Source organism: Tardiphaga sp. (genome assembly GCF_025356345.1).
Classification (GTDB): domain Bacteria; phylum Pseudomonadota; class Alphaproteobacteria; order Rhizobiales; family Xanthobacteraceae; genus Tardiphaga.
Window position 1 is genome coordinate 1 of the sequence record NZ_JANXTC010000087.1, and the last position, 6,701, is coordinate 6,701.

Here is a 6,701-nt window from a genome sequence, read left to right on the forward strand (position 1 = left end):
CCGGTCTCGTCGATGACGAGAACAGCATCGTCATCTGCCAAATGCTCAATGACATAGTCGCGCACGATATCGCGCAAGGCATCAGCATCCCGATCCCTGCGACCCAGGATCGCCTGCTGCCGCCATGGACCAGGATCACCAGCTGCCTCCGCGCGCATCCAACCGGTCTTGCGTTGCTCATCGCCCAGCAGACCCTCCAGAAATAGGCCTGCGTTCCTCGCAACACGTTCTTACCCGAACAACGGACGTATCCGCTTCTTCACCTCATGAAGCGACGCAGCCAATAATCCAAGCGTTTCTTCAATCGACGCTGTCTGCGTCCACGATCTTCGAATCATGGTTGCCCATGGATTCAGAAATCTTCAGAAAGCGTAACTGTAATGCTAGGGCCGACCAACGCTGAATGGAGGCAAACCTCGGACCGAAATTATATCGCAACTTCAATCACATACGTGTTCGCGGTTTTATTCTGAGTGGCGCACCATTTATCTTCGGCACGGTTTTGCCGGCCCAGTCAGGGCTTCGCTTTAAGCGTTACCTGCCGTATTTTATGCCTCATTGATCTTCATCAGCCTCGTTGCCCTGCAGCTTCAGCGGGCAATCAGCGCGTGGCAATTCCATGCCGATGCCCCGTCTCCGAACTATTCCGATCGCGCATAGAATCGAACTGACAATGAACTGGTGTCGCTGAAGTCGGGCCGCTTATGCTTGTCGCAACGCGGTCGACGGCGGAGCGCAGGCAAGCTGGCTCGAGCCGATGACCCCATCGAACAATGAGAGCCCCATGCGCAATTCGGACCAGATCTGGCAGCTTGTCGATAACCACCGGCCGGAATTCGAGGCGCTCGCGGACCGGATCTGGGAGATTCCGGAGATCGCCTATACCGAATACAAATCGGTGGCCGAGCACACCGGGATGCTGACCGGCCTCGGGTTTCGCGTGAAGGAGAATCTCGCCGGCATTCCGACCGCGGTGATGGGCGAGGCCGGCGAAGGCGGGCCGATCATCGCCATCCTCGGCGAATATGACGCGCTGCCCGGCCTCAGTCAGGTCGCCGGCATCGCCGAGCACAAGGAAGTGGTGGCGGGCGGACACGGCCATGGCTGCGGTCACAATCTGCTTGGCTCGGCGGCGATGCTCGCCGCCACCGCGATCAAGGACTGGCTCGCCGCGACCGGAACGCCCGGCCGCGTGCGCTATTATGGCTGTCCGGCCGAGGAGGGCGGCGCCGCCAAGTCGTTCATGGTCCGCGCTGGCGAATTCGACGGCGTCGACATTGCCATCACCTGGCATCCGGCGGCGATGACCCGGGTCGATGAAGCCATGTCGCTGGCCAATACGCGGATGGATTTCCAGTTCACCGGCCGCGCCAGCCATGCCGCGGTCGCGCCGCATCTCGGCCGCTCCGCGCTCGACGCGGTCGAACTGATGAATGTCGGTGTCAATTACATGCGCGAGCACATGCCCGCGGATGCGCGCATTCACTACGCCATGCTCGATTCCGGCGGCATCGCGCCCAATGTGGTGCAGGCTTCGGCGAAAGTCCGCTACGCCGTCCGCTCGCGCGATCTGCGCGGCATGTTCGCGCTCAACGAACGGGTCAAGAAAGTCGCCGAGGGCGCGGCGCTGATGACCGAGACCACCGTGAAAATGACCGTCATCAGCGCGGTCTCCAACAAGCTCGGCAATACCCCGCTCGAAGCGGCGATGAACGACGCGATGCAGCGGCTGGGCCCGGTGCTGTTCGACGACGCCGACCGGGCGTTCGCCGCCGACATCCAGAAGACGCTGTCCGACGAGGACATCCAGAGCGACTATCTGCGGGTCGGGCTGCCGCGGCGCGATGATACGCCGTTGTGCGATTTTGTCGTGCCGTTCGACGCCAAGGGCGAGCCGATGATCGGCTCGACCGACGTCGCCGACGTCAGCTGGGTAGTGCCGACCGTGGAAGCCCGCGTCGCCACCCATGCGATCGGCACGCCCGGCCATTCCTGGCAGATCGTCGCGCAAGGCAAGTCGCCGGCCGCCCATAAGGGCATGGTGCATGCCGCCAAGATCATGGCGGCCACTGCCGTTGAGGCGCTGACTGATAGCAGCCTGATCGACCGCGCGAGGGCTGACATTCGCGCGCGTACCGCGGCGACGCCCTACATCTGTCCGATCCCGCCCGAAATTAATCCGCCGCTGCAGCCGCGTCCCGTCATCTAGGCGCCGCGGTTGCGACGCTGAACTGTCGGCCGGTGTCGACGAGTTTCACCAGAAGGATCGCAACCATGTCTGATCACCGTCTCCTCGTCGCCGCGGCCAATCAAACGTGGCATCGCCCGCTGCTCAACCTTGGCGTGGTTTCCTGGCTGTTGCTGTCGGCGACCGCGATGCAGGCGGCGACGCCGAAGACCGCGCTGGTGATGGCCTGGAACATTGACGCCATCTCGACCTTCGATCCCGCCCAGGTCGGCGAGGTCGTCACCAACGAAATCCTGCAAAATACCTGTGACAGCCTGGTCGATTTCGATCCGGCCGACGAGCGCAAGATCGTTCCGCTATTCGCCGAAAGCTGGACGGTGTCACCGGATCGCCAGACCATCACCTTCAAGATCCGCAACGGCGCCAAATTCCCGTCGGGCAATATCGCCACCGCGCAGGACGTCGCGCAGAGCATGCAGCGCGTGGTCAAGCTCGGCTCCGGCAATGCCACCACTTTAACCGAATACGGTTTTACGAAGGACAACGTCGACCAGCGCATCACCGCGCCCGATGACGCAACGGTCGTGCTGACCTTCGACAAGGCCTATCCGACGACACTGGTGATGCAGGCGATCGGCGCCAACCGCGTCAGCGCGGCGATGGACATCAAGGTCCTGATGGCCAATCAGCTCAATGGCGACATGGGTAACAAGTACCTCGCCACCCATACCGAATGTATCGGCCCGTACCGGCTGGCGCAGTGGAACGCCAGCGAATCCGTGTTGCTGCAGGCCAATGACAATTACTGGGGCGTGAAGCCGGCGATCAAGCGCGTGCTGATCAAGCATGTGGCCGAGGCCGGTACGCAGCGGCTGATGCTGGGGCAGGGCGATGTCGACGTGGCGCGCGACCTGACACCGGAAGATCTCAAGGATTTCGAGACGTCGAAGGACGTCACCATCGCGAAGGTGCTGAAGCCGCAACTGTTCTTCTGGACCTTCAACACCACCGAAGGCCCGTTCGGCAATGAAAAGGTACGCCTCGCGATGCGCTACCTGATCGACTATGACGGCCTGGCCAAGACGGTGATGACCAATCTCGGCGTACCGCGCGCCAGCTTCGCCCAGATCGGCGCTGTCGGTGCGCTGGACGAGAGCGAGGGGCAGCCGTTCAAGCTTGACCTCGACAAGGCCAAGGCGCTCTTGACCGAAGCGGGTTATGCCGACGGCTTCACCGCAAAACTGATTTTCGGAACGCTGCAGCATTCCGCGCCGCTGGCGCAGAGCGTGCAGCAGAACGCGGCCCGCGTCGGCGTCAAGCTGACGCTGGAGCGGATGTCGAACGCGCAGCTTTTCGCCAAGGTGCGCGGTCGCGACTATCAGAGCGCGATGCAGGCCTGGCAGACCAGCGTCCCGGACGCGCACGGCAACGCCTCGCGGCTGGTCTATAATCCCGACAGCCGCCCGGAAGCCAAGCTCACCCAGATTCCGGTTTGGCGTACCGGCTTCCAGTCGAAGGAGTTGAACGAAAAGGTCGATGTCGCGCTGCTCGAGCCCGACGTCGCCAAGCGCAATGCGCTGTATGCCGAGTTGCAGAGGGATGCGATGGCGAAGGGGCCGTTCGCGATCATGTTCCAGATGTACAACATCGCTGCCATCCGCAACGATGTGAAGAACTGGACTTGGAACGGTTTTCGCACCTATTACGCCCCCGCCAGCAAATAGTGGCATCATGACCGATGCAGCCAGCATGGCGTCGCGGCATCCCCGGAGGTCGGACCGCCGGCGGCGCCTTTTGACTCTGGCGCGGTCGCTCGGCAATGGCGCGGTCTCGGTGGTGACAACGCTGATCGGGCTGGCGGCGCTAACCTTCTTCATCGGTCATCTGCTGCCGCTCGATCCGGTGATCGCCGTGCTCGGTCCCAACGCCACCCATGACGCCTATCTGGCGATGTACAAGCAGCTCGGCCTCGACCAGCCGCTGTGGAAGCAATTCGCGGTCTATCTCGGCCACCTCGTCCAGTTCGACTTCGGCAACGCTCTGACCACCGGCCGGCCGGTCGCTACCGACATCATCCGGGTGTTCCCGGCGACTCTTGAACTGGCCAGCGTCGCGATCCTGATCGGCACCGGGCTCGGCGTTCCCGCTGGTGTGCTGTCGGCGATGTACCGCGGTTCGCCGCTCGATCATCTCGTGCGCTTCGTTGGCCTGCTCGGCTATTCGACGCCGCATTTCTGGCTCGGCCTGATGGGCCTGTCGCTGTTCTATGCCACGCTGGGCTGGGTCGGCGGGCCTGGCCGTATCGACACCATGTACGAGCTCGACCTCGAGCCGCGCACCGGCTTCTATATGATCGACGCCGCGCTGACGGGAGACTGGGCGCTGTTCAAGGACGTGTTCGGTCATATCGTGCTGCCGGCCTCGATCCTCGGCTTCAGTGCGCTGACCTATATCAGCCGTATGACCCGCAGCTTCATGATCGAGCAGCTCGGCCAGGAATATGTCGTCACCGCCCGCGTCAAGGGGCTGTCCTGGTCGCGTACAGTCTGGGTCCACGCCTTCCGCAATGTCGCGGTGCAGGTCATCACCGTGGTGGCGCTGTCCTACGCTTTTCTGCTGGAAGGCGCGGTGCTGACCGAAACGGTGTTCGCCTGGCCCGGCTTCGGCCGCTATCTCACCAATGCGCTGCTGGCCGGCGACATGAATGCGGTGGTGGGCTGCACCATCCTGATCGGCGTGATCTTTATCGGCCTCAACATCGTCTGCGACCTGCTGTACCGGGTCTTCGATCCCCGAACTCGCTGAGGCAACCATGGCAGACGATGTCCGTTCGATTTCGCTATCGGCCTGGCTCAGGGCGCCGGTCCCAACCTCATCATGGCAGGCGCGGGCGCAGCAATTGTGGCTGTCCTGGCGAGCGCTGCGCTCCAACCCGTCGGTGATGTTCGGCGGCACCGTCATCCTGGTGGTGACGCTGCTGGCGGTTTTCGCGCCGTGGGTCGCCAACCACGACATCTTCGCCCAGGACCTGTCGATCCGGCTGCAGAAACCATCCGCCATTCACTGGCTCGGCACCGACGAACTCGGCCGCGACGTATTCAGCCGGCTGGTGTTCGGCGCCCGGATCACGCTGTACATCGCCGGGCTGACGGCGGTTATCGCCGCGCCGATCGGCCTGCTGGTAGGCACCACGGCGGGCTATCTCGGTGGCTGGGTCGATACCGTGTTGATGCGGATCGTCGATGTATTTCTGGCGTTTCCAAGTCTCATTCTGGCGCTCGCCTTCGTGGCCGCGCTTGGTCCCGGCATCGAGAACGCGATCATCGCGATCTCGCTGGCGGCGTGGCCGCCGATCGCGCGGCTGGCCCGCGCCGAGACGCTGTCGATCCGCAAGTCGGATTACATTGCCGCGGTGCGATTGCAGAAGGCATCGAGCCTGCGGATCATCTTCAATCACATCATGCCGATGTGCATCCCGTCGGTGATCGTGCGGGTCACGTTGAACATGGCCGCGATCATCCTTACCGCCGCCGGTCTCGGTTTTCTCGGGCTCGGCGCGCAGCCGCCGAGCCCGGAATGGGGCACCATGCTGTCGTCGGCACGCGAGTTCATTTTCACCAACGGCCTGATCGCGGCGATTCCGGGCACCGCCATCCTGACGGTCAGCCTCGCCTTCAACCTGCTCGGCGACGGGCTGCGTGACATGATGGATCCGCGTCATGGTTGAGCCGCTGCTGCAGGTCGAGGACCTCAACATCTCGTTCCATGGCGGGCGTAACGTCACGCACGCGGTGCGCGGGATTTCGTTCACGGTCGGCCGTGAGAAGGTCGGCATCGTCGGCGAATCCGGATCGGGCAAGTCGCAGACCGGCCGCTCGATCCTGCGGCTGACGCCGAAGGGCGCGCAGATCACGGCAAAGACGCTCAACTTCGATGGTATCGACCTGCTCGCCGCCACCGAGCCGGAGATGCGCAAGATCCGCGGCAAGCGCATCTCGATGATCCTGCAGGATCCGAAATTCTCGCTGAACCCGTTGATGCGGGTTGGTCACCAGATCGTCGAGGCCTACCGCGTGCATACGCCGTCGAGCAAGGCCGAGGCGCGCGACAAGGCGATGGCGATGCTGGAGGCGGTCAATATCCGCAATCCCCAACGGGTGTTCGAATTACTGCCGCATGAAGTGTCCGGCGGCATGGGCCAGCGCATCATGATTGCGATGATGCTGATACTGGAGCCGGACCTGATCATCGCTGACGAGCCGACCTCGGCGCTAGACGTCACCGTGCGGCGCCAGGTGCTGACCATTCTCGATGAGCTGGTCAGCCGGCGCGGCGCCGGGCTGATGTTCATCAGCCACGATCTCAACCTGGTCGCTGACTTCTGCGACCGCGTGCTGGTGATGTATGCCGGCCGCATCGTCGAGGACATTCCGGCGCGCGACCTCAAGCACGCCGAGCATCCCTATACGCGCGCGCTGCTCGACAGCCTGCCGCGGCTCGACCGTCCGGTCGA

The 6,701-nt window shown here is 63.2% G+C and carries 5 protein-coding genes and 1 pseudogene; 5 read left to right on the top strand and 1 reads right to left on the bottom strand.

Annotated features, from left to right (window positions below; all coding sequences use genetic code 11):
• Positions 1–338 (bottom strand): annotated as a pseudogene (locus Q0S16_RS04935) (IS701 family transposase); the annotation flags it as partial.
• A 446-nt stretch (positions 339–784) separates the two neighbouring features.
• Here Q0S16_RS04935 and Q0S16_RS04940 point away from each other — a divergent pair.
• From Q0S16_RS04940 to Q0S16_RS04960, 5 genes are all read left to right on the top strand, one after another.
• Entirely contained in the window at positions 785–2,209 is a 1,425-nt protein-coding gene (locus tag Q0S16_RS04940) for an amidohydrolase (protein WP_295845718.1), read from the top strand.
• Between the two features lie 65 nt (positions 2,210–2,274).
• A complete protein-coding gene (locus tag Q0S16_RS04945; protein WP_295845721.1) occupies positions 2,275–3,912 on the top strand; it encodes an ABC transporter substrate-binding protein in 1,638 nt (545 codons plus the stop codon).
• 7 nt (positions 3,913–3,919) lie between these two features.
• Positions 3,920–4,993 (top strand): ABC transporter permease, encoded by a 1,074-nt coding sequence (locus Q0S16_RS04950; RefSeq protein WP_295845724.1) that lies wholly within the window; start codon positions 3,920–3,922, stop codon positions 4,991–4,993.
• Positions 4,994–5,000: 7 nt separating this feature from the next.
• Positions 5,001–5,915 (top strand): ABC transporter permease, encoded by a 915-nt coding sequence (locus Q0S16_RS04955; RefSeq protein WP_295845727.1) that lies wholly within the window; start codon positions 5,001–5,003, stop codon positions 5,913–5,915.
• Positions 5,908–6,701: ABC transporter ATP-binding protein (locus tag Q0S16_RS04960; RefSeq protein ID WP_295845729.1), on the top strand; the 794-nt coding region annotated here is incomplete at its 3' end. The genes Q0S16_RS04955 and Q0S16_RS04960, both read left to right, overlap by 8 nt.

Excerpts from the sequence above, each read along its gene's own strand:
- Q0S16_RS04940 (WP_295845718.1), top strand. The coding sequence starts at position 785 with ATGCGCAATTCGGACCAGATCTGGCAGCTTGTCGATAACCACCGGCCG.
- Q0S16_RS04945 (WP_295845721.1), top strand. The coding sequence starts at position 2,275 with ATGTCTGATCACCGTCTCCTCGTCGCCGCGGCCAATCAAACGTGGCAT.
- Q0S16_RS04950 (WP_295845724.1), top strand. The coding sequence starts at position 3,920 with ATGACCGATGCAGCCAGCATGGCGTCGCGGCATCCCCGGAGGTCGGAC.
- Q0S16_RS04955 (WP_295845727.1), top strand. The coding sequence starts at position 5,001 with ATGGCAGACGATGTCCGTTCGATTTCGCTATCGGCCTGGCTCAGGGCG.